Origin of the sequence: Saliphagus infecundisoli (assembly GCF_020177375.1) — an archaeon.
GTDB classification, from domain to species: domain Archaea; phylum Halobacteriota; class Halobacteria; order Halobacteriales; family Natrialbaceae; genus Saliphagus; species Saliphagus infecundisoli.
The window spans coordinates 436,190-456,660 of sequence record NZ_JAIWHV010000001.1 but is presented as its reverse complement, the minus strand read 5'-3'; the positions used below and the strand labels follow the sequence as shown (position 1 = coordinate 456,660).

The following is a 20,471-nucleotide window of genomic DNA, read 5'->3' as shown; positions in this document are numbered from 1 at the left end:
ACCCGCTCGCGGGTTAGGGACCGCCTTCCGAACCCCTTCGGGCGACCCGACGGGGCCATTGCTCGCGGCGGGTGGAGAAACGAGGGATTAACCGGGCGCTACTGGAAGCCGATCCGGCTCCCGCGGCGGCCGGCACCGGGTTCGGTCGTCTGGCCGCCCCGGAACTCCTCTTTGATCTGCTCGTAGTACTCGAGGATGTCGTCGGTGATCGTCGGGCGGACGTTCTCCAGGGCCTGTCGGAAGTGGCGCATCTCGACGATGTCGGCCTCGTGGTCTTCCCGGAGGGCCTCGATGGCGGCCTCGCGGGCGATCGACTCCAGGTCGCTGCCGACGTAGCCGTCGGTGATCTCGGCGATCTCTCTCAGGCTGACGTCGGAGGCCAGCGGCGTCTCCCCGGTGTGGATCTCGAGGATCCGCTCGCGGCCCTCGACGTCGGGCTCGCCGATCATCACCAGCCGGTCGAACCGCCCCGACCGCAGCAGTGCGGGGTCGATCATGTCCGGACGGTTGGTCGCGCCGATCACCATCACGTTCTCCATCTCCTCTAACCCATCGAGTTCGGTGAGCAGTTGGTTGACGACGCGCTCGGAGACGTTGCTTCCGACGTCGCCGCCACGGCCCGGGGCAAGCGAGTCGAGTTCGTCGAAGAAGATCACCGTCGGGGAGACCTGGCGGGCCTTCCGGAACGTCTGGCGGATCGCCTTCTCGCTCTCGCCGACCCACTTGCTCAAGAGTTGGGGGCCACGGACGGAGATGAAGTTGGCGTTGGTCTCGTTGGCGACGGCTTTGGCCATCAGGGTCTTGCCCGTCCCCGGCGGCCCGTAGAGCAGGACGCCCGCAGGCGGGTCGATCCCCAGCCGGTCGAACCGGCCGGGGTTCGAGAGAGGCCACTCGACGCTCTCTTTGACCTGGTCCTTCGCGTCGTGGAGCCCGCCGACGTCGTCCCAGGAGATCTTGGGGAGTTCGACGAGCACCTCCCGCATCGCCGACGGCTCGACCTCGTTCAGAGCGCCCCGGAAGTCCTCCCGTTTGACGATCATCCGGTCGATGAGACTGGGGGGAATGTCCTCCTCGTCGAGGTCGATCTGGGGGAGGTAGCGCCGGAGGGCCTTCATCGCGGCCTCCTTCGTCAGACTCTCGATGTCGGCACCGACGAAGCCGTGGGTCTCGTCCGCGAGATGCGAGAGGCTGACGTCGTCGGAAAGGGGCATCCCGCGGGTGTGGATCTGGAGGATCTCCTCGCGGCCCACCTCGTCGGGCACCCCGATCTCGATCTCGCGGTCGAACCGGCCCGGCCGCCGGAGCGCGGGATCGACGCTGTCGACGCGGTTCGTGGCGGCGATGACGATGACCTGGCCCCGGGACTCGAGCCCGTCCATCATCGTCAGCAGTTGTGCGACGACCCGGCGTTCGACCTCGCCGGTGACGTCCTCGCGTTTGGGCGCGATTGAGTCGAGTTCGTCGATGAAGATGATCGACGGCGACTCCTCGGTGGCGTCCTCGAAGATCTCCCGCAGTTGCTGTTCGCTTTCCCCGTAGTACTTCGAGATGATCTCGGGGCCGGCGATCGAGAAGAAACTGGCGCTGGTCTCGTTTGCGACCGCCTTCGCGAGCAGGGTCTTGCCCGTCCCCGGCGGCCCGTGGAGCAGGACGCCCTGGGGGGGCTCGATCCCCAACTTCTTGAAGATCTGGGGGTGTTTCATCGGGAGTTCGACCATCTCCCGGACTCGCTGGATCTCGTTGCTGAGGCCGCCGATGTCCTCGTAGGTGATCCCGCCACCGGTCTTCTCGAACCCGCTGATCGGCTCTTCTCGCAACTCGACCTCGGTGTCCTCGGTGATGAGAACGACGCCCTCGGGCTCGGTCTCGACCGCAATGAGCGGAATCGCCTGGCCGGGCGAGCGCATGAAGGGGTGGTTCGTCGAGGACATGACGGGAACGATGTCGCGGCCGACGACCGGCCGTTTCAGGATCTGGCGTTTGACCATTCCCGCGGCGTCGCTGCCGAACTGGACGGACGCCTCCTCGGGCGGCGCGAGAGTCAGTTTGTCGGCTTTCGTCGCTTCGGCCTTCCGGATCGTGACGCGTTCGCCGATGCCGACGTCGGCGTTCTGGCGGGTGAATCCGTCGATGCGGACGGTGTCGGTGTTCCAGTCCTGGCGGTCGGCACGCCAGACTTTCGCGGCGGTCGTGTCGGCGCCTTCGATCTCGATGATGTCTCCCGGGGACAGCTTCAGGTGCAACAGCGTGTCCGGATCGAGTCGGGCGATCCCCCGACCCGAGTCGTTCGGGTACGCCTTTGCGACCTCCAGTTGGACTTCGTTCATTGGTTGGGGTGGGCGGGGTTAGCTCTCTCTCCGACTCGGACTCGGATAGATGTTTTGCTGTGGTGAGCCATCATTTCGAGGCCTTTCCCTCGCCGTACCGTTCGGGTAGAAGCGACATAGAACTACCGGCGGGCGACCCCTTAGAAGGGGTCCGAAGAGTCGATAGATGGCTTTTTTGGCCGGCGACGTCCTCTCTCGAGTATGCGACTCCTGGCGTTCGACGGCCGGTCGGGTGCGAGCGGCGACATGGTTCTCGGGGCGCTGCTCGCTTCCGGCGCCGACCCCGCCCGTCTAAGACCGGTCGAGGACGCCCTCGGTGCCGAGTACCGGATCGGATCGACGACGACCTGCGGAATCGCCGCGACGACCGTCGACGTCCTTCTCCCGGACGACGGAACCGACGAGGACCGCCGCCACGACCACGACGAGGGCGACGAAAACGACCACGATCACGAACACGGTCACGACCATCACCACGGGGACGAGGAGGGTGGCCACGACGGTCACGGCAACCACGACCATGCACACGGTCACGAGGGGGATCACCAGCACGGGGACGCTGACCACTCCGGCGCCGTCCCCGCCGAGGGCCACGGTCCGAGCCGTTCGTACGCCGAGGTCGTTGAACTCGTCGAGGACCTGGAACTCGAGCCCGCGATCGAACGGACGGCTCTCGCGATCTTCGAACGCCTCGGGCGCGCCGAAGCGGCGGTCCACGGCACCGAACTCGACGACACCCACTTCCACGAGGTCGGCGCCGACGACGCGATCGCGGACGTCGTCGGCGCGGCCGTCCTGCTCGCCGACCTCGACGCCGACCGGATCGTGACGACCCCCCTCGCGGTCGGCGGCGGGACGGTCTCGATGAGCCACGGCGAGTACCCCGTGCCCGCGCCCGCGGTCGTCGAGATCGCCGGAGGCGCCGACTGGACCCTGAAGGGTGGACCCGTCGAGCGCGAACTGCTGACGCCGACGGGCGCGGCGATCCTCGCCGAGGTCGCGGAGGGCGTCGAGAGCCTTCCCCCGATCGCGGTCGAGGCGAGCGGCTACGGTGCGGGGAGCATCGATATCTCTCCCCACCCGAACGCCCTTCGGGTCCTGGTCGGCGAGACCGAGAGCGAACTCGCCCGCGAGGAGATCGCGGTCCTCGAGACGAACGTCGACGACGTCAGCCCCGAGATCCTCGGTGGGCTCCAGGACCGGCTGGCCGACGTCGGCGCCCGGGACGTCTCGATCGTCCCGACGACGATGAAGAAGTCCCGGCCGGGCCACCTCGTGAAGGTGATCTGCAAACCAGAAGACCGGGAGCGGGTCGCTTCCCGCCTCGCGCGCGAGACGGGTACCCTCGGCGTCCGGGAGGCCGGCGCTTCCCATCGCTGGATCGCCTCCCGACGGGTCGAGGAGGTCGCCCTCGAGATCGACGGCGAGCGCTACGAGGTGGCGGTGAAGGTCGCGAGCGACGAGGACGGTGCGGTCTACGACGTCAGCGCGGAGTACGACGACGCGCTCGCGGTCGCCCGCGAGACCGGCCTGGCGGTCCGGGAGGTCCTCGCGCGGGCCGAGCGGTCCTTCGACGCCTGAGTCAGCCGCTCCCGTCTGTCCCGTCTGACCTCTCGCTTTCGCCGCCCTCGCGGTGGACGTCGAGGGCCTCCTCGATCGTCAACTCGCCGGAAGCGACCCGCCGGGCGAGGGCGGCGTCGATCGCCCGGTTGCCCTCGCTTCGCTCCCGGGAGCGGTCCTTGATCGTCTGGATCTCCCCGGCGGTGGGCTCGACGATGCGCTCCTCGCGGACCTCGCCGTCGATCCGGGCGATGTTGACCGCCGCGAGCACGTCGCCCATCCCGCGTGCACCGGCGCCGAGGGCGGGCGTCGTCCCCGTCTCGTCGACGAGTTCGACCCGAACGTCCTCCAGATCGTTGACGATCCGGGCGCCCTGGATCCGGGCGCCGTCGCCGACCCGAACCACTGGGTCGGGGGCGTCGGCGACCGCCTCCCGAATGGTCGAAACGGCGTCACCGAGAGGTACGTGAAAGGCCTCGACGACGACCTCGCCGGCACAGACGACGATCCCCGGGCGCCGGCCCGGATCGACACCGACGATCGTCCGCCCGCCTCCACCACGGACGGCCGCGAGCGCGCGCTCGACCGCCCGCCGGGGATCGTCGGGGTCGGCGACGATTCTCGGGAGATCCGTCTCGATCCGGTCGTCGGCCGCGGTGACGACCGCGGTCGCCCCCTCGGGAAGTTCCTGGTCGGGTTCGATCGTCGTAAAACGGGCGCCGCGCTCGCGAAGCTCCGTGACGACCCCGTGGTAGACCTCGAAGTCCCCTGTCGCGACGACGATCACGCCCGTTCTACGCGGCGCGGGCGAATAAACATGGGCGATGGCACGGGCGGAAATCAGGCATCCGATTCGGGTGCTTCGGCGGGATCGACGACCTCTTCGGTGTCGGGATAGACGCCGACCTGCGCACAGAGGTCGGCCATCGGGCAAGCCTCGGGGTCGTCCAGGCAGGCCGGTTTCCGCGCAGTGCAGTACTCCCGGCCGAACTGGATCGTCGCCGTGTGGCCGAACCCGCATTTCTCCGCGGGCACCTCGCGCTCGACGACCGCACGGACCTCCTCGTGGTCGGCGTCGGCGGGCGCGATCCCCAGGCGACGGAAGATCCGGTGGACGTGGGTGTCAACCGGGAAGACTCCCCCGCGACCGCCCGAAAACAGCAGGACGCAGTCGGCCGTCTTGGGACCGACGCCGTCGATCTCCAGTAGGCGGTCGCGGACCGTTTCGGGTTCGCCCTCCCGAACGAACTCGTCGAATCCCTCCTCGGACCCAAAGTCCGTCCGGATCTCCTCGGCGGCGGCGATCATCACCTCCGACTTCCGGTTGTAGAGCCCCGCGGAGCTGATCGTCTCGGCGAGTTCCTCGCGGTCGGCCTCCGCGAGAGCCGCCACGAGGTCGCCGTCCGCGCCGGCCGCCGGGCCGTCCCCGCCGTAGCGGGCCATCAGGTTGTCGTGGGCGGGTTGGCTCGCCTTGTCGCTCGTGTTCTGGCTCAGGATGGTGCGAACGAGACACTCGAAGGCGTCCTGGCCGCCGTACGTTTTCTGCCAGTAGAGCTCACCTAGACGGTCGATCACGGCCTCCGCGCGGGTGTCGGCGGTCGCCGGATCGAACTCTGCGGGAGTGCCCCCGCCCGCGCTCCCGCCGCTGATGTTCTCGGCGGGCTCTCGGTCGGACTCGTCGCTCATAGCTGGAGTAGGGATTCGGGCGCCAAAACGACCGGGGAACTCGGCGAACTCACTCCACCGAGAGGGTCACCGTCGCCTCCGCTCCGTCCGCGAGCGCCGCCACGAGCTCCCGACCGAACCCCTCGGCCGCCGCGTCGCACTCGAGAACGACCGTCCGGTCGTCGACGTAGTCGCTGGTCCGACCCACTGCGCTTCGCTCGCTCTCGAAGGTGAGGTCGGGGTCGCCCCGGCCGACGACCGACTGACTGCGTCCGCCAGCCTCGACGGTGACGGTGATCTCGGCCTCGCGATCCCGGCAGGCCGCGACGAACGCGGGGTCGAAGTCGGCGGGGGCACGGTCGGCCTCGACGGCGAGGATGCAGTCGCCCGCGGGCGTGAGGTAGTCGTCGGTCGTCACCTCGAACGTACTCGCATGGGTGGCAGAAACGTTCTCGTGGCCGCGTGCGTGGATGACCTCTTCCATATCTCCTCGGGTTCCGCCGGCCGGAAAACGGGCTCGATCGACTACAGCAGGCTCGCGCCGTCGAACTCGCCGCGACTGTACTCGACGTCCATCAGGTCGAGGATCGTCGGCGCGATGTCGAAGAGGTCGGCGCCGTCGGTCGAGACGCCGGGCTCGTCGACGTACAGCGAGGTGTCGTCGAAGCTGTGCATCCCGTTTCGGGGGCCGGTCGCGAACACGTCCACGTCGCCCTTGAAGCCGGCTTTGAAGTCGAACCCGTTGGCCGGGATCGCGACCAGGTCGGGGGCGATCTCGTCGTGGTCGCCCCGGAAGGCGTCTTCCTTCTCGACGACCCGATCGACCACGTTCCGGCCGTCGGGACCCTCCAGGTCCTCCAGCATCCCCGCGAGTTCGTCCCGGACCGCGTCGTACTCCTCCTCGGGGACCGATCCGCGGGGCTCGCGGCCCTCCAGGTTGATGTAGAACCGACCGGGGATGAAGGAGTACGCCCGGGTGTCGTCGGCGATGTCGCCGAGCTCCTCGGGCTCGTCGGTCGAAAAGGAGAGCCAGCCCTGTTCGGCGAGCCAGGCGTTGAAGTGGACCTCGTAGTCGAGGCTCGTAAAGCCGTGGTCGGAGGCGACGACGAGGGTGACGTCCTCGGGGAGGGCCTCCCGGATCCGGCCGAGGTAGTCGTCGACGGTCCGGTAGAACTCCATGAACTCCTCCTTGTACTCGCCGTCGCGCTCGTAGTCCTTGAACAGGAAGTGGTTGACCCGGTCGGTCGTCATGAAGACGCCGAAAAAGAGGTCCCAGTCGTCGGCCTCGATGTAGTTCCGGAAGGCGTTGTATCGGGCCTGGACCGTCTCGCGGGCGTCCTGAATGAACTCGGACTTGTCCGCGTCGTGGCCGAGTTTCGGGTTGACGTCGATCCGGTAGTCCATCCCCTCCAAGGTATCGCGGACGTCGTCGGGATAGGCCGCCTTCTCGAGGTCCGGCGAGAGGAACCCGGAGACCATTCGCTGGACGTCGCGCTGTGGGGGGAAGGTGACGGGAACGTTCATCACGGTCGCCTTCCGACCGGCCTGCGTGACCCGGTCCCAGACGCGGGTCGCCTGGACGTCCCGGCCCATCGGGACGTACGTGTCGTAGGTTCCTGACTCGCGGTCCTGGAAGCCGTAGACGCCGGTCTCGCCGGGGTTCACGCCGGTGGTAAGCGAGGGCCAGCAGGCGCTCGATTCCGGCGGCACGATGCTGGATATCTCGCCGGCCGAGCCGTCGCCGGCGATCGCGGCCATGTTGGGGAACTCCTCGGGATGGTCGGAGAGTAGACTGTACGGCACGCCGTCGATTCCGATGAACGCGACCCGGGGATCGCCGTCGCCCCGCAATCGGTCGAACAGACCCATGGAGCCCGGTAGTCCGACCGGATACAAGAAGGTTCGTTTCCGGACACTGTTTTCGGTGAGGGCGGCCGCCGGCCCCTAGTCGTTCTCGTCGCCGCCGTCGTCGATGTCGATGTCGATCGGATCGACCGCGCTCCCGTCCTCTCGGCCCCCGCCACGCCCGCTCTCGCCGCCCCCCGGGATCTTCGTCCTGAGCTCGGAGGCAAACGACTGGACCTGGTCGCGGATCGTCTTGACCTCCTCTTTGAACTCCTCTACGGTCCGCTCGACGTGGTAGACCCGCTCGGCGGGGATCCGCCGAACCAGGTCCCGGCCCTCCTCGTCCTCGCCGGTCTTGATGATCCAGTGGTCCTGGAAGTACGCGATGTGTTCGTTCGGCACGGTCCAGTCGTCTACCTCCCCCTCGGGGGTCTCGTAGACGATCGTCGCCTCTCCGACGTCGCGGTCGAGCTCGAGGTCGTCCTCGGTGTCTCCCATACCCCTCACTCGGGGGCGGCCCCGAAAAGAACCCCTGGTTGCAGGGCCAAGCCTTCACTCGAAGCGGTCCCTGACCGCGAGGGCGGCCTCGCCGCCGTAGGCATCGACCAGCGGGCAGAGCGCGTCGCCGAGCGCCCGCATACACTGGCCCGTCGAGTGATACCCCAGGAGGTCGGCGGCGGCGGCCCACTCGCGGGCCTCGAGGACGCGGGCGACGAGCAGGCGTCGTTCGCGCGCGGAGAGCCCCAGTTCCCGCCCGTCGAGAAAGTAGCGGACGACCAGCGTCCGAAAGGGGCCGGGGTCGACGTCGAAGAGGCCGGGACCGTAGGCGCTGCCGGCGACGATCCGCCACTCGCCGTCGGAAAGCGAGAGGGCGGGCGGATCGATGTCGATGCTCTCGAGTAGACCGCGGGCGACGTCGGGGTCGAGATCCGACAGCGAGTCGGAGGCGATCGCCGGAAAGCGCCGGGCGAAGCGGGCTCCGTGGCGGTCGGCGAGCTCTCGGCCGGCCTCGCTCGTCGGCGCGAGCATGATCGTCGAGTACTCGCCGCTGGCGTCGTTTCTGGTCGTCGAACAGTGGACCGCGCCGTAGCCGTTCTCGTCCCAGAAGGAAACCAACTCGGGGGTCGCGCCGAAGCCGGTTCCGAGCCAGTCGGCGTCCCCGAACTCCTCGCGGACCCGGCGGAGAAGCAGCGAGCCGAGGCCCCTCGAGCGGGCGGCGTGGTGGGTCGCGATCCGCATCACGCGCAGCCCCCGGAGCCGGCCCGCCTCCTCGTCTCTGAGCTGGCTCGTGAGCACGTCCGGGATCATGTTTCCTCGAATGCGCTCGCCCTCGTACATCCCCGCGCGCCACTCGGCGGAGAGCCCGCCCTCGCGGGCGAGCAGACAGACAGCCACGACGTGACCGTCGTGGGTCAGCGCCCGAACGTGGAGGTTCGGCGCGTCGAGCACTCTGGCCAGGTCGTCGGGCTCGGTCCGGTAGTGTGCGAGGACGAGCAGGCCGAACGCCTCCCCGAGGAGGGTCTCGTCGGTCGCGAGTTCGTCCGGGTCGAGCCGGCGGTAGCTCGCGGTCTCGGGGGTCGCGTCGGCGACGACCTGGCCGACCGCGGGGCGAGCGCCGAGCTCGAGGGCGTGGCCGGCCCAGGCCTCGACGGGGTCGCCCGCGGCGTACCGGATCGGCTCGGCCAGGGCGAGTTCCCGGACGTCGTGGCGGCTCTCGGCGAGCCGGTCCATGAAGCGAACCGAGAACCCCCGGCCCGCGCCCTCGTAGCCGTGGACCGTCGTCGCGAACGCGAGCCGGTCGGCCGCGAGCAGGTCGGTGAGCCGTCGGACCGGGACGGCGGCGGCCTCGTCGACGAAGGTGAGGTCGGGCTCGCCCGCCCCGGCCGCCTCGACCACCTCCTCGGGGGGGCGGAACTCGACGGAGCCGTCGCCCGCGTCGACCTGGCCCGGCTCGGGGCGCTCGGTCGTCGAGTCGAGTTCCGTGAGGAACTCCTCGGCCCGATCGAACAGTTCGCGGGCGTTCCGGAACGCCGGCGCGGTCACGAGAACGTCCTCGCCGCGGGCGGCGAAGCAGGCGGCGGCGAGCCCGAGAGCGCTCGACTTCCCGCGGCCGCGGTCGGCCTCGCAGACGACCGCCCTCGGCTCCGGCTCGACGAGGGATTCGAACGCCGCGAGCGCGTCGGCCTGATCCCCCGTCAGGCAGGCGTCGTAGGCCGCCGTCGGAAACAGGTGATCGTCGGGGAGCTCGAAGCCCTCGTCGGGAAGCCGCGGGGTCGGATGGGTCAGGCCGTCCCGGAGGAGCCGGTCGCGATCGACGTCGGCGATCGCGACCCCGCGGTGGGCCCCCAGGGTCGAGACGAGGCGCTCGCGAAACCGACCCGACACGTCCTCGAGGCCGAACGGCGGAACCGCGAGCGACTCGTCGAACCCGTCCCGGCGGTCGGGCCAGCCCTCGAGGGCGGGCGCAAGCAGGATCAACAGGCCGCCGCCGTCGACTGCCCCGACGACGCTACCCAGGGCGTTCGGCCGGAGCGTCGCGTGGGCGTCGACGGCAACGACCGACCGGGTCGCCCCCAGAAGCCGGCCGCTTTCGGCCGTTTTGAGGTGCTCACACCGGAGCCGGTCGTCGGGACCGACGAGCGTCGTCTCGCCGATCCCGACCGGGAGCGCCTCGAGGACGGTTTCGAGGGCGTCGTACCCCCGCTCGCGGTCGCCTGCGAGCACGAGCAGCCGCCGCTCGGTTACCTCCCGGGCTTCCGCCGAGAGGGCGAGGGCGGCACGTTCGACGTCCATACCGTCCAGTTGTCGGCGCGGGCGAAAAGCCTCCTCGGTTTTCCTCGGGACCCAACGGGACGGATCGGGGCGAAAAAGGGACGGATCGTGAACGAAACGGGCGTGCGGGGGGCTCTCACCCCCTCGTCCGTTTGAACACGCTTTTAAAGGGTGATACGCTACGTGGTCGTACAGCCTGCGCGGGGTTGATGATGCTCCTAGCCCTACAGGAACTCCGCCGGTACCCCGGCCCGGGACGCGCCCGGACGGCAGGGGAGCGCGAGCCCACGCGCGGGAGGTGACCACAATGCCAGTCTACGTAACCACCGACGTGCCGGCCGACCTCGCCGAGGACGCCTTAGAGGCCCTCGAGGTCGCCCGGGACACAGGAACGGTCAAGAAAGGAACGAACGAAACGACCAAAGCGATCGAGCGAGGCAACGCCGACCTCGTCTACGTCGCGGAAGACGTCTCCCCCGAGGAGATTGTCATGCACCTTCCCGAACTCGCAGAGGAGAAGGGGATCGAGGTCGTCTTCGTCGAGACCCAGGACGACGTCGGCCACGCCGCCGGCCTCGAGGTCGGCTCGGCCGCGGCGGCCATCGTCGATCCCGGCGAGGCCGACGACGACGTCTCCGAGATCGCAAGCAAACTCGAGGACCTCGACTGAGGTGAATTGAGATGAGCGCTGAAGAGGGCGAAAGCGGATCCACGCCGGCCGAGGTCATCGAGATCGTCGGCAAGACCGGCATGCACGGCGAGGCGATGCAGGTCAAGTGCCGGATCCAGGAGGGAGAGAACCAGGGTCGAATCATCACCCGGAACTGCCTCGGGCCGGTCCGCGAGGGCGACATCGTCCAGCTCCGAGAGACCGCCCGCGAGGCCGACTCCATCGGGGGCCAGTAGGATGGTCGAACACCGCACCTGCGACTACACCGGCGAGGAGATCGAGCCCGGCACGGGCATCATGTACGTCCAAACCGACGGCTCGATCCTCCACTTCGTCGACTCGAAAGCCGAGAAGAACTACAAGCTCGGCCGCGAGCCCAGAGACCTCGAGTGGACCGAGGAGGGCCGTCGCGGGAAAGGCCCCGCCGACGCCGCGACCGACCCGGACCGTGCCGAGGAAAGCGAGTTCGACGACGACGGCGAGACGGCGACCAGCGACCGGGTCGAAGCCGAGACCGAGCCCCAGGACGAGGTCCACGAGGACGACGAGAGCGAGGAGGGCGACGGCGGCGAGGACGCAGACGGGATCGACGCCCAGGAGGACGGAGACCAGTGAGCGACCACGAGCGCACGTTCGTGATGGTCAAGCCCGACGCGTTCGCGCGCGGGCTCGTCGGCGACGTGATCTCCCGGCTCGAGGAGCGTGGTCTGAAACTCGTCGGGATCAAAGTCGAGACGATGCCCCGCGAGCGCGCCGAAGAGCACTACGGCGAACACGAGGACAAGCCGTTCTACGACGACCTCGTCGAGTTCATCACCTCCGGTCCCGTCGTCCCGATGGTCTGGGAGGGCCAGGACGCGACCCGGCAGGTCCGCCGGATGATCGGCGACACCGATCCCGCGGAGGCTGACCCCGGCACGATCCGGGGCGACTACGCGTTAGACCTCGGCCGGAACGTCGTCCACGCCGCCGACCACGCCGACGAGGGCGCCAACGAGCGGGAGATCGGACTCCACTTTGACGAGGACGAACTGACGGAGTACGACGCCCACGACGCCGAGTGGCTCTACGAGTAACGAGCTTGCACTGAGCCTCGCGGCCGGAGGGCGCCGTCGTCCGGTCGGTTCCCGGACCGGTCGGTTGTATTACTCGATTCTCGGGAGCGAGAAGGACTGTCTCGTGAGAGCTGTCGCCGGTTCGCCGGCCGATCGGCCTCCGTCGACTCCTGGCGCCGACCGGACATATTGTATGTTGGAGGGACACAACAACTAATGTCGATGGGGGAGTAGCCCGCATCGGTGGTCACGAATGGTAACTCACGGTAGGTGGTGTGTGGATGCGTGAGACCGAGCGATCGACCGCGCGCCTCGTGCGGGAGGCGCCGTCGCTCGATCTCGTCTTCGATCTGCTCGCCGACCGCCAGCGGCGGTACGCGCTGTACTACCTCTCGGAGGCCCGCGACGGCGTCGCGACCGTAGACGACCTCGTCGAACACGTCTCCCGTCTCGAGGACGGTCCGGGCGAGCCGGGGCGGGCGTCGGTCCGGGCCGCGCTCGAACACGTCCACCTCCCGAAACTGGCCGATGCAGGCGTGATCGAACACGACGCGAGATCCGGGACGGTGCGTTACTGGCGCCAGCCCTCGATCGAGGAGTGGCTGGAGCACGCCCGGTACAAGGAGCGTTCGTAGCCGGCAGGCTTTTGAGAGCCCCGGGCGAGCGGCCCGCATGGACGTCCTGCACGCGGCGATCCGGGTCGACGACGTCGAGGCGATGAAAGCGTTCTACACCGAGGGTCTGGGCTTGGAGCGCAGCCGGGAGTTCGAGCGAAACGGCGTCACGAACTACTTCCTGGCCGGCGAGAGCGACACCGAGATCCAGTTCAAGTACGGCGAGGGGGTCTCCGCGGGCCCGAGCCCGAAGGAGGGGTTCGATCACACCGCGATCGCCGTCGACGATATCGACGACGCCGTCGATCGACTCGTCGCCGACTACGGCGGGGAGCTAAAGGAAGAGCCCACGGAGTTCGGAGACGTTCGGGTCGCGTTCGTCGCCGATCCCGACGGCTACGTCGTCGAGTTGATCGAGGAGTAGCGGGCGGATTTATGACGGTCGGCTCCCCTTCTCCGGGCATGTCCGAGGGAGAGTTCGAGGGTTACGGCGGCCGACACGTTCCCGAGCCACTTTTCGAACCGCTCGCGACGCTCGCGGCCGCCTACGACGAGGTCGGCGACAGCGAGGCGTTCCAGACCGAACTCAGGGGATACTTGGAGGACTTCGCGGGCCGACCGACCCCGCTGTACCACGCGGCGAACCTGAGCGAGCGCTACGGAGCGGAGATCTACCTCAAGCGCGAGGACCTCCTCCACGGCGGCGCCCACAAGATCAACAACTGCCTGGGCCAGGCGCTGCTCGCCAAACGGGCGGGCCGAGAGCGCCTGATCGCCGAAACCGGCGCCGGCCAGCACGGGGTCGCGACCGCGATGGTCGGCGCCCTGCTGGGCCTGGAGACGGAGATCTACATGGGCGAGAAGGACGTCGCCCGCCAGGAGATGAACGTCTTCCGGATGCGCCTGATGGGCGCGGACGTAACCGAGGTCACTCGCGGGGGCGCGGGGCTCGCGGATGCGGTCGACGCCGCCCTGGAGGACTTCGCCGAGAACGTCGACTCCACTCACTACCTCGTGGGCAGCGTCGTCGGCCCCGACCCGTTCCCGCGGATGGTCCGGGACTTCCAGAGCGTGATCGGCCGGGAGGCCAGAGAACAGTTCCGCGAGCGAGTAGGTGAATTGCCCGACGCCGCCGTGGCCTGCGTCGGCGGCGGCTCGAACGCCATCGGCCTCTTTCACGCCTTCCGGGACGATCCCGTCGACTTCTACGGCGCCGAGGGCGGCGGCGAGGGAAGCGAGTCGGATCGCCACGCCGCGCCCCTCGCGCGGGGCGAGGACGGCACGATCCACGGGATGCGAACCCGGGTCATCGACGACGACGTCGAGGTCCACTCGGTGTCGGCGGGACTGGACTACCCGGGCGTCGGCCCCGAGCACGCGATGTTCCGGGCCGTCGGGCGGTGTGAGTACACCGGAGTCACCGACGAGGCGGCGCTGGCGGCGTTCCGGGAACTGGCCGAGACCGAGGGGATCATCCCGGCACTGGAGTCGAGCCACGCGGTCGCGCGGGCGATCGAACTCGCCGAGGAAGGAGCCCACGACACGATCCTCGTCAACCTCTCGGGACGGGGCGACAAGGACATGGCGACCGCGGCCGAGAAGTTCTCCTTCCAGTAGTTCCGCCGGCCGACGACTACTCGGCGAGTGCGAGCGCGAGGCCGGTGCCGACGTTCGCCATCGTCACCGAGACGCCGACGACGAACAGCCCCAGGACGAACGCGAGATCGACGGCTACGGGCACCTGGGGCACCATCAGGCCGGTCACGGCGAGCGCCGACAGCCCGCCGAACGCGCCCGACCAGAGCCGCGGGCCCGATCCCCAGTCGGAATCGCTCCGTAGCAATCCCGGGATCGAGTCCGCGTTGTGAACGGCCAGTCCCGCCCCGATCGCCCAAGAACCCTCCGGCGTAGACGGCCAGCAGAGGGGCGCCGGCGGTCAGGAAGGCAACTCCGGCGACGCCGATGCCGAGCGCGATCGCCGCGATCCAGGCGTGCGTCCGGGTCATGTGTGTTACTAGTTAATAGCTCATGATAAGTCCGTCGTGGATTCCTCCGACCGGGAGGCCCCGCCGCTGGAGGTCCCGTCGCCGACCCCCACGAGCCCCGCGTTCGCCGGCAGCCCGTTTTTCGGGCCGGCCGCCGTACCGTCGGCCATGAGCGACGGACCCAGCCGCGACCGCGCCCAGGATCGAGCGGAGGCACGGAAGTCCGAACGTGCCGACCGGACCGAGGCGGTGTTGGAGGAGGTCGAATCCCACCTCGGCGGCCTGGAGTACCCCGTCACGGGCGAGGAGCTGGCGGTCGAGTACGCCAACGATCCGATCGACCTGCCCAACGAGACCGAGTCGCTGGGAAGCGTCTTCGACCGGCTGGCAAACGAGGAGTTCGAGACCCCCGAGGAGGCCCGCGAGGCCGTCCATGGCGAGATCACCGGCGAGGCCGGCGGTCCGGCGGAAGCGAACCCCGAACGCGACCTCGAGAGCATAGAGGAGGAGAGTCAGGGGTCGCTGTCGGACGCGGGCGGCGACCAGCACTGAGGACGAGAGCAGAACGGATTTACGTCGCCGACCCCCACTAAGGGTATGGATTATAGCTCGAGTCTCGACCGTGCGATGGAGGAGGTCCCCGACATCGGCGGGGACCAGGAGCGTCTCGACATCCCCGACCCGACCGCACAGAAAGACGGCGCCTTTACCCGGTTTACCAACCTGGGGGAGATCGCCGACGTGCTCTCGCGGGAAGCCGAACACGTCCACCGGTTCGTCCAGCGCGAACTGGGGACCAGCGGGAAGTTCGCCGACGGACGGGCCCGCTACAACGGCTCCTTTTCTGGCACCGAGTTCGGCGCGGCGATCGACGCCTACGTCGAGGAGTACGTCCTCTGTTCGGAGTGTGGCCTCCCCGACACCCGCCTCGTCCGGGAGGACCGCACCCCTATGTTACGGTGTGACGCCTGTGGGGCCTTCCGACCCGTCACGAAGGGCCGGTCGGGCGGCCAGCAACAACAGCAGAAGGAGGCCGTCGAGGAAGGGAAGACGTACACCGTCGAGATCACCGGGACGGGACGGAAAGGCGACGGCGTCGCCGAGAAAGGCGAGTACACGATCTTCGTCCCCGGCGCCGAGGAGGGCGACGTCGTCGAGATCTACGTCGAGAACATCTCGGGCAACCTCGCGTTCTCGCGACTGGCGTAGTCGGGCGAGAGGTTAGGGGTCGTACGGTTCGGCGTCGTCGACCGCCGGCGCGCCGACCGCGAGGACCGAGACGGGAGCGTCGGCGCCCGCCGGGTTGTGCGCCCGATGGGGGCTCCCCGGGTCGGCGACGAACGCCTCCCCGCGTCCGACGACGAACTCCCGCTCGGGGGTCTCGACGTGGAGGGTCCCCTCGAGGACGTAGAAGACTTCCTCCTGTTCCCCGTGGACGTGGTAGGCAAGCGGGAGCTGTTCGCCCGGCTCGGCGTCGTAGCGCCGGATGCCGACGTTGTCCAGGCCCGCGGCGTCGGTGATCGAACGCGCCGACGAGGGGCGGTCCGGGAGCGGATCGAGGTCGTCCGGGTCGATGACGTGATAGCCCATGGCGGACGATCGGTCGCGGGGCCCATAGTCCTCACCCATGTTGGCGGGCTCCCGCGGGCGGTCAGACCTGTACGGTCTCGCGATGCCATCCCGTCGCCCCGTCGGGGAGCGTATCCGCCTCCTCGTCGGTCTGGACGGTGCCGTCGGCCTCGATCGCGCGGACGACCACCTCGAACTCCGAGCCCTCGGGCGCGTCGAACGCGTATCGCCACCGCCGCCACGCGTGGGGGCCCAGTTGGGCCTCCAACTCGCCCTCGTTCCAGGTCTCGCCGCCGTCGACGCTGACCTCGACCCCGGCGATCTCCTCGACGCCCGTCTCGAGCCCGCCGAAGGCGACGCCGCCGACCGTGACCCGGTCGCCCTCGCGCGTGGCGGCGCGGACGTACGACATCGTGTTGGCGATCGCCCGCTCGTTCCAGTCGCGTTGCTCCCAGTAGGCCTCGTGTTCGGCCTCGGCGACCTCGATCCGGGTGATCCACTTGGTCATCTTCATCCCGTAGCGGCCCGGGACGAGCAGGCGCGCCGGGAACCCGTGGCTCCGCGGGAGCGCCTGCTCGCCCATCCCGTAGGCGATCAGGACGTCCTCGCGCTCGACGAGCTCGAGCGGGATCGCCTCGCTGTAGCCGTCGGCGGCGTGGGTCACGAGATCGACCGCCCCCTCCGCCGGCTCGGCCGCCTTGACAAGCGACGACAGCGGGACGCCGGTCCAGTGGGCGGTCCCGATCAGGTCGCCCCCGACCGGGTTCGAGATACAGATCAGCGTCGTGGTCTGCTCGACGCTGTCGTCGTGGCCGCGTAGCTCCTCGTAGCCCAGTTCGTATGGCTCCTCGACCGCGCCGTCGATCCCGAGGCTCCACGATTCCGGGTCGATGTCGGGGTCGTCGACGCTGATGTCGATGGTGTAGTGGTTCCGGGGAGGCGTGACGGCGGCCGGCATCCCCTCGAAGTCGAAGGCGGGGTCGCCGGAGGGTGGCGAGATCGACCGTGACAGGGGCTCGCCGGCCCGATCGCCGCCTTCAGACTCGAACCGGGAGAACAGCGCGCGGAGCCCGGCGGCCGAGACCGCCCCGGCGGCCACGACCCCGCCGATCCGGCGGAGGAACCGTCTGCGGTTCGGCGGTGCCGGCGGGCGCGTCAGGTACTGTGCCGCGAGATACGGCGCGCCGACCGCGACGACGAACGCGACGGCGACCCCGATCGAGAGGCCGCCGCCGGTCGCGAGAAACAGCCACGCCGTCGCGACGGCGACGGCGACGGCGTACGCCGGGGTGAGCACGTCGGGCGCCCGCGGTCGGACGATCTCCGCAATCGCGGCCGCGGCGAGAACCGCAGCGACGACGCCGGCGACCAGCGCCGGCTGGGCGGCAAAGCCGAGGAGGCCGATCGCCGACGACGACAGCCAGCCCGGCGAGCGAACGATGACCGCCTCGGCGACGGTCACGACCGCAAAGCCGCCGACGAGCGGCGAGACGACGAACGACGCGGCGATCCACGTCGCCGCGACGACGATCCCGGTCGCCGCCCGTTCGAACCGCGTCGAGGCCGTGTTCATGATACGTATTGGCTTGGGGATGCCCCGTGATAGCTTCCGCGGAGTTTCCCCCTTGAATACCGGGGAGGACGCCGGACGGAAAAGCGCGACGCCGAACAGTGATGGATCGGGGCCGTCCGAGGAGGGTGGGAACGAAGCGAATCGCGTCCCGTCTACCGAGTGAGGTCGATCCCGAGGACGAAGTCGGGCTCCTCGCTGACCGCGCCGGCGACGGAGGCGGCGTCGCTCACCGTCTCGGCGGTCTCGGGGAGACAGACCCGGACCTCGCTGGCGCCGACCGCGGCGGCGTCCCGGGCGATCGCCCCGAACAGCGCGCGGGCGCCCTCGAGGTCGGCCCAGGCCGCGCCGGCGTACTCCGCCCGGGTCCGGACCTCGCCGTCGTCGCCGGTCCGTTCGTCGACCCGGCTCCGGTAGGCCGAGCCCCGGAGGCCGTCGCCGTCGGCGACCGCGAGCGCCGGCAGTTCCGTCAGGTCCTCGCGGGTGAGCTCCCGGAGTGCCCAGCTCTCCTCGGGGGCCAGCCCGAGCCCCCGGAGGTGTTCGCGGGCGGGGCTATCGGTCCAGTAGCGCCACGCCGCCGCGGGCTTTTCGAGAACGTCGTACCCCTCGGGGATCGCCGCGTCGGGGTCGGGCTCCGGGTGGGCCCACCGGAACTCCGTGATCGGCTCGAACCCGCTCGAGCGCGCGGCGGCGAGCGAGGCGACGTTCCACGAGAAGATCATGACCCGACCGACGGTCGCTCCCCGGTCGCGCGCCCAGTCGAAGGAGGCGCGGTTGAGCCGGCCGCTTATCCCCTGCCTGCGGTAGTCGGCGTCGACCCGCATCGTCTGGAACCAGGCTTCCTCCGGGCCGACCAGTACGGCCTGGACGATCCCCGCGACGTCGTCGCCGACCTCCGCGACGAATGTCTTCGTGTCCTCTGCGCCCTCCTCCTCGAGCCAGTCGTGGTAGATCTCGGGGAGGTAGTCGCCGCCCCGATCGGCCCAGACGTCCTCGACCATCGCGACGACGGCGTCGTAGTCGTCGTGGGTCGCCCGACGGATCCGCACGTCCGAGACGCTCATGCCCACGGAGTCGACCGCCGGCGGAGTTCGCCCGAAAGCGAGGTCTCCATCGCCTCGGCGGGATCGTCGGCGTTCGCTAACGCCCACATCAGCTTGACCTTCGCCGTCCCGGGGAGGGTGTCGCCGGCCTCGATCACGCCCGCATCGAGCAGGTCTCGGCCGGTGTCGTAGACCCGATCGCAGACCCGACCGTCGAGACACTGGCTCGTCATGACGACCGTCGTCCCGTCGTCGACCAGTTCCTCGATCCGCGGGATGAGGTCGGTGTGGACGTGACCCAATCCCGTGCCCTCGATGACGACTCCCGACTTCCCCGCCATCGCGTCGAGGAGCGCGGGGTCCATCCCGGGAGTGAACTTGAGGAGGTCGACGTCGTCGGCGAGTGCGGGCGAGAGGGCGAGTTCCGATTCGTTTCGTCGTTGGTGATCGCGGTGGAAGACCGCCTCCTCGGTGTCGTAATCGATGGTTCCCAGCGGGCCGCTTCCGACGGTCTCGAAGGCCGCCCGGCGCGACGTGTGGTTCTTCCGGACGCGGGTCCCCCGGTGGAGCGCACAGCGGTCGTCGCTCCCGGTGGCGTGCATACAGACCAGCACCTCCGCGCAGTCGGCTTTGGCGGCCTCGACCGCACAGACCGCGTTCATCACGTTGTCCGAGGACGGGCGGTCGGCCGAGCGCTGGGAGCCGGTGAAGACGATCGGGACCGGCGTCTCGAGCATGAAGGAAAGCGCCGACGCGGAGAACTGCATCGTGTCCGTGCCGTGCATGATGACGACGCCGTCGGCGCCGGCCTCGATCTCCTCGGAGACCGCGCTCGCGAGCTCCTGCCAGATCGGGACCTCCATGTTCTCGCTCAGGATGTTCGCGACGACCCGGCCGCGGTAGTTCGCCCGGCCCGCCAGGTCGGGCACCGCCCGGAGGACGTCCTCGGCGTCGAAGCGGGCGGTGACGGCGCCGGTCCGGTAATCGACCGTCGAGGCGATCGTTCCCCCCGTCGAGATCAGCGCGATCGTCGGCAGCTCGTCGTCGAACTCGACGGCCGAACGCTCGCCCTCCGCGTCCCGGGCCTCCCCGATATCGTGGACGCCCTCCGCCAGCACGTCGACCGACGCGGCCTCCCGGTCGATGCCGACGTTGTAACCGCCGTCGAGTTTGACGACGAGGTGGGCGTCGGTGCTGGAGGGAAGCACCACCCCCTCGTAGGTTCGGTCCCCGCGGTCGGCACGAACTCGGTCGCCTGGATTCATGCCTGGAGGGTCGGGCCCGCCGGACTTCAAGCCATCCGTTCGGCCCCGCCCGCGAGCCAAAGACCCATAGGGCCCGCCGACCACGCCACCACCATGAGCGACCGAACGGAATCGACCGCCGGCGGGAGTTCGGACGGCGAGTCCTGGCTCGCGTCGCTGTCCGCGATGCCCTCGATGCCGGGGGCAGAGAGCTACTTCTCGCTGCGTGCGACCGTCGGGATCGCCCTCGCGGTCGGCGCGGGCATCCTCCTCGGGGGAATGACGCTCCCGGCCGGACGGCTCACCGGGCTGGCCGCGGTCGCGGTAACGATCGGCGCCCTCGCCCCGCGGCGCCTGTACGCGGAGGTCGTGACCGCCGGGATCGCCATCGGCGGCATCTCGGCGCTGTTCAACCACGCCTTACTGGCCGCCGGGTCGGGCGAATCGATGGCCGCCGTCGGGTTCTCGACGGGCCTCATGGTCTGTCTCACCGGCTACTACCTCGGGCGGCTCGCTCGCTCCCGGCTGGGAATCGGAGGGTCGTAGGCCGAC

The 20,471-nt window shown here is 69.4% G+C and carries 24 protein-coding genes; 11 read left to right on the top strand and 13 right to left on the bottom strand.

The genetic code is table 11. The annotated features are described in order from the left end of the window. Window positions 1-98: 98 nt before the first annotated feature. Window positions 99-2,327, bottom strand: a complete 2,229-nt coding sequence (locus LCF40_RS02610; protein WP_114575836.1) for a CDC48 family AAA ATPase — start codon at window positions 2,325-2,327, stop codon at window positions 99-101. A 201-nt stretch (window positions 2,328-2,528) separates the two neighbouring features. Between LCF40_RS02610 and larC the strand changes: the two genes are divergently transcribed. Next, a complete protein-coding gene (larC, locus tag LCF40_RS02605; protein WP_224827234.1) occupies window positions 2,529-3,908 on the top strand; it encodes a nickel pincer cofactor biosynthesis protein LarC in 1,380 nt (459 codons plus the stop codon). Between the two features lies 1 nt (window position 3,909). Here the strand turns inward: larC and LCF40_RS02600 are convergent, their stop codons facing one another. From LCF40_RS02600 to tmcA, 6 genes are all read right to left on the bottom strand, one after another. Then, window positions 3,910-4,674 carry a hypothetical protein gene (locus LCF40_RS02600; RefSeq protein ID WP_224827233.1) on the bottom strand — a complete coding sequence of 255 codons (765 nt, stop codon included), beginning with the start codon at window positions 4,672-4,674 and terminating at the stop codon, window positions 3,910-3,912. Window positions 4,675-4,727: 53 nt separating this feature from the next. Then, window positions 4,728-5,573: an endonuclease III domain-containing protein gene (locus tag LCF40_RS02595; protein ID WP_224827232.1), complete on the bottom strand. Its 846-nt coding sequence runs from the start codon at window positions 5,571-5,573 to the stop codon at window positions 4,728-4,730. A 49-nt stretch (window positions 5,574-5,622) separates the two neighbouring features. After that, window positions 5,623-6,036, bottom strand: coding sequence for a DUF371 domain-containing protein (locus LCF40_RS02590; protein WP_224827231.1), 414 nt, complete (start codon window positions 6,034-6,036; stop codon window positions 5,623-5,625). Between the two features lie 41 nt (window positions 6,037-6,077). Then, window positions 6,078-7,421 carry an alkaline phosphatase family protein gene (locus tag LCF40_RS02585; RefSeq protein ID WP_224827230.1) on the bottom strand — a complete coding sequence of 448 codons (1,344 nt, stop codon included), beginning with the start codon at window positions 7,419-7,421 and terminating at the stop codon, window positions 6,078-6,080. Between the two features lie 75 nt (window positions 7,422-7,496). Further along, window positions 7,497-7,895: a hypothetical protein gene (locus LCF40_RS02580; RefSeq protein ID WP_224827229.1), complete on the bottom strand. Its 399-nt coding sequence runs from the start codon at window positions 7,893-7,895 to the stop codon at window positions 7,497-7,499. Window positions 7,896-7,949: 54 nt separating this feature from the next. After that, entirely contained in the window at window positions 7,950-10,190 is a 2,241-nt protein-coding gene (gene tmcA, locus LCF40_RS02575) for a tRNA(Met) cytidine acetyltransferase TmcA (protein ID WP_224827228.1), read from the bottom strand. Window positions 10,191-10,476: 286 nt separating this feature from the next. Here tmcA and rpl7ae point away from each other — a divergent pair, with 286 nt between their 5' ends. The 7 genes from rpl7ae (at window position 10,477) to trpB (ending at window position 14,125) form a co-directional block, all read left to right on the top strand. Then, a complete protein-coding gene (rpl7ae, locus tag LCF40_RS02570; protein ID WP_114575899.1) occupies window positions 10,477-10,839 on the top strand; it encodes a 50S ribosomal protein L7Ae in 363 nt (120 codons plus the stop codon). Window positions 10,840-10,850: 11 nt separating this feature from the next. Next, window positions 10,851-11,075, top strand: a complete 225-nt coding sequence (locus LCF40_RS02565; protein ID WP_114575845.1) for a 30S ribosomal protein S28e — start codon at window positions 10,851-10,853, stop codon at window positions 11,073-11,075. Window position 11,076: 1 nt separating this feature from the next. Continuing rightward, window positions 11,077-11,454 carry a 50S ribosomal protein L24e gene (locus LCF40_RS02560; RefSeq protein ID WP_114575846.1) on the top strand — a complete coding sequence of 126 codons (378 nt, stop codon included), beginning with the start codon at window positions 11,077-11,079 and terminating at the stop codon, window positions 11,452-11,454. Beyond that, window positions 11,451-11,915: a nucleoside-diphosphate kinase gene (gene ndk, locus LCF40_RS02555; protein WP_114575847.1), complete on the top strand. Its 465-nt coding sequence runs from the start codon at window positions 11,451-11,453 to the stop codon at window positions 11,913-11,915. The genes LCF40_RS02560 and ndk overlap by 4 nt, the downstream gene beginning before the upstream one ends. 260 nt (window positions 11,916-12,175) lie before the next feature. Next, window positions 12,176-12,529, top strand: a complete 354-nt coding sequence (locus LCF40_RS02550; protein WP_224827227.1) for a DUF7344 domain-containing protein — start codon at window positions 12,176-12,178, stop codon at window positions 12,527-12,529. A gap of 37 nt (window positions 12,530-12,566) precedes the next feature. After that, a complete protein-coding gene (locus LCF40_RS02545) occupies window positions 12,567-12,932 on the top strand; it encodes a VOC family protein (protein WP_224827226.1) in 366 nt (121 codons plus the stop codon). A 38-nt stretch (window positions 12,933-12,970) separates the two neighbouring features. After that, window positions 12,971-14,125 carry a tryptophan synthase subunit beta gene (trpB, locus tag LCF40_RS02540; RefSeq protein WP_114575850.1) on the top strand — a complete coding sequence of 385 codons (1,155 nt, stop codon included), beginning with the start codon at window positions 12,971-12,973 and terminating at the stop codon, window positions 14,123-14,125. Between the two features lie 16 nt (window positions 14,126-14,141). Here the strand turns inward: trpB and LCF40_RS02535 are convergent, their stop codons facing one another. Then, entirely contained in the window at window positions 14,142-14,351 is a 210-nt protein-coding gene (locus tag LCF40_RS02535) for a hypothetical protein (protein ID WP_224827225.1), read from the bottom strand. Window positions 14,352-14,534: 183 nt separating this feature from the next. Further along, window positions 14,535-14,663, bottom strand: coding sequence for a hypothetical protein (locus tag LCF40_RS23110; RefSeq protein ID WP_263623529.1), 129 nt, complete (start codon window positions 14,661-14,663; stop codon window positions 14,535-14,537). On the opposite strand from LCF40_RS23110, the gene LCF40_RS02530 reads away from it, so the two are divergent. Together LCF40_RS02530 and LCF40_RS02525 are read left to right on the top strand one after the other, a co-directional pair. Next, window positions 14,662-15,045 carry a DUF5789 family protein gene (locus LCF40_RS02530; protein ID WP_114575852.1) on the top strand — a complete coding sequence of 128 codons (384 nt, stop codon included), beginning with the start codon at window positions 14,662-14,664 and terminating at the stop codon, window positions 15,043-15,045. The genes LCF40_RS23110 and LCF40_RS02530 overlap by 2 nt on opposite strands. A 45-nt stretch (window positions 15,046-15,090) precedes the next feature. Then, complete coding sequence (locus LCF40_RS02525) at window positions 15,091-15,702, top strand: translation initiation factor IF-2 subunit beta (RefSeq protein WP_114575853.1); 612 nt, start codon at window positions 15,091-15,093, stop codon at window positions 15,700-15,702. A gap of 12 nt (window positions 15,703-15,714) precedes the next feature. On the opposite strand, the gene LCF40_RS02520 is transcribed toward LCF40_RS02525, so the two are convergent. The 4 genes from LCF40_RS02520 to gatD all read right to left on the bottom strand — a co-directional run bounded on the left by LCF40_RS02520 (window position 15,715) and on the right by gatD (window position 19,940). After that, window positions 15,715-16,083 (bottom strand): cupin domain-containing protein, encoded by a 369-nt coding sequence (locus tag LCF40_RS02520; RefSeq protein WP_224827224.1) that lies wholly within the window; start codon window positions 16,081-16,083, stop codon window positions 15,715-15,717. A gap of 61 nt (window positions 16,084-16,144) precedes the next feature. Then, window positions 16,145-17,635 carry a molybdopterin-dependent oxidoreductase gene (locus LCF40_RS02515; RefSeq protein WP_224827223.1) on the bottom strand — a complete coding sequence of 497 codons (1,491 nt, stop codon included), beginning with the start codon at window positions 17,633-17,635 and terminating at the stop codon, window positions 16,145-16,147. A 152-nt stretch (window positions 17,636-17,787) separates the two neighbouring features. Beyond that, the gene (locus LCF40_RS02510) at window positions 17,788-18,696 is read right to left on the bottom strand and encodes a GNAT family N-acetyltransferase (RefSeq protein WP_224827222.1); all 909 of its coding nucleotides are present in this window, start codon (window positions 18,694-18,696) and stop codon (window positions 17,788-17,790) included. Next, the gene (gene gatD, locus LCF40_RS02505; protein ID WP_224827221.1) at window positions 18,693-19,940 is read right to left on the bottom strand and encodes a Glu-tRNA(Gln) amidotransferase subunit GatD; all 1,248 of its coding nucleotides are present in this window, start codon (window positions 19,938-19,940) and stop codon (window positions 18,693-18,695) included. The genes LCF40_RS02510 and gatD overlap by 4 nt, the downstream gene beginning before the upstream one ends. Before the next feature lie 93 nt (window positions 19,941-20,033). Between gatD and LCF40_RS02500 the strand changes: the two genes are divergently transcribed. Beyond that, window positions 20,034-20,465 (top strand): hypothetical protein, encoded by a 432-nt coding sequence (locus tag LCF40_RS02500; RefSeq protein WP_114575857.1) that lies wholly within the window; start codon window positions 20,034-20,036, stop codon window positions 20,463-20,465. Window positions 20,466-20,471 lie beyond the last annotated feature (6 nt).